The sequence below is a fragment of the Psychrobacter sp. CAL346-MNA-CIBAN-0220 genome, from assembly GCF_040309805.1.
In the GTDB taxonomy this organism is placed as follows: Bacteria; Pseudomonadota; Gammaproteobacteria; order Pseudomonadales; family Moraxellaceae; genus Psychrobacter.
The window spans coordinates 1-275 of sequence record NZ_JBEOPF010000234.1; the positions used below are offsets into that span (position 1 = coordinate 1).

The 275-nt window shown below is 41.5% G+C and carries 1 protein-coding gene; it reads left to right on the top strand.

Annotated elements, in window-relative coordinates; translation table 11 throughout:
* The coding region (gene folK / locus AAEY88_RS13455) for a 2-amino-4-hydroxy-6-hydroxymethyldihydropteridine diphosphokinase (protein WP_350563191.1) at positions 1-275 on the top strand (275 nt) is incomplete at both ends.

Genomic DNA, 275 nt, shown 5'->3' on the forward strand with positions numbered 1-275 from the left:
TTATATGCGCTGCGCGCTCATAGCGCTTAAGCCGCACTTTAACGACTTAGTGCATTCTTCAGTATTTGAAAGTGAAGCGGTTGGATTTGCTGGTAATAACTTTTATAACTCGGTGGTTGGTGCTACAACCGATATGCCATTAGCAAATGTATGTAGCTTACTAAAGCAAATTGAGCGCAATAATGGTCGTACTGCAAACGATAAAAAGTTTAGCCCGCGGACCCTCGATTTAGATTTACTATTTTATGATGATGTAATTTGCGACTCTCCCGCAC